Below are 1,099 nucleotides of genomic sequence, written 5' to 3'. Positions count from 1 at the left end.
GAAGACGGCTGCACTCGTTCAGAAGAAGTGCATGTTGCGACCATTTTTCCGCGTCCGCGATGCGACTCGGCGGCACGACATCGAATCCAAGTAGCTTTCCGGCCAGCTCAACATACCCCGGGGGGTACTTGCATACCCCCCTCGGTATATGCGACAGTGGCGTACATGCCGCCCAGAGAGGACTGACCGTGTGCCATCCCGTGATCTGTTCGCGCTGCAGTAAGACCACCTGGACCGGTTGCGGTCGACACGTGGACGACGTCATGAGCAAAGTTCCTCGGTCTCAGCAGTGTTCCTGCTCGCCTGACACTGCCGCGCCCGCGAGGAACAGCGTCTTTCGTTCGCTGTTCCGCCGCTAGATTTCGCCTTCCGCCGCACTTCGCCACGCTTCGGCCGGAGTCGGCCCACTCGAATACCCCCCACCCGTATAAGGAGAAGTCATGTTTCTGCCCCAGACCGTTCCGACTACCGGCCGCGACCCGGACCACCATGTCTCTGCGCCCGGCATCCTCGGACGGCTGGGCGGGGTGATGGTCACCCGCCGCCGATGGGTGTTCGGGGTATGGCTGATCGCCCTTGTTGCCCTCGGCTCGGCAGCGCCGTCGGTGTTCACCTCACTCGCCGGTGCGGGATGGCAAGCCAACGGTTCGGAATCGGTCCAGGTCCGCGAACTCGCGCAGCAACACTTCGGCGGCAATTCCTCGGCCGCAGTGCAGGTCGTCGTTCACTCCGACACCGCATCGATCGACGATCCCTCCATGCAGCAGACACTCACCGAGGTTACTGCTGTGTTCGACGGCGACGCCCGATTCGGCGACATCGTTCAACCGGCACCAGGCATGACCATCAGCCCGGACGGGCACACAGGGATCCTCATCGCCGGTGCCGACGCGAGCACCGACGACATGGTCAAAGCCGTCGACGACGTCAAAGCCGAGCTGACCGCATTGTCCGGCGATGGCATCGAGGTCTATCCCACCGGCTCGTCGGCTCTGTGGTCCGATTTCAACAGAGCCAACCACGACGCAATGATTCAAGCCGAATTGTTCTCTTGGCCACTCACCTTGGCAATCATGGTGCTCGCATTCGGCTCACTCGT

General features: G+C 62.4%; 1 protein-coding gene. It reads left to right on the top strand.

Features of this window, described 5'->3' with window-relative positions:
* Positions 1-440: 440 nt before the first annotated feature.
* The coding region (locus A2J03_RS04810; protein ID WP_156520208.1) for an MMPL family transporter at positions 441-1,099 on the top strand (659 nt) is incomplete at its 3' end.

Source organism: Rhodococcus sp. EPR-157 (genome assembly GCF_001647195.1).
Classification (GTDB): Bacteria; Actinomycetota; Actinomycetes; order Mycobacteriales; family Mycobacteriaceae; genus Rhodococcoides.
Note: the sequence above shows the minus strand (reverse complement) of the source record. Positions and strands in the feature narration are given on the sequence as shown.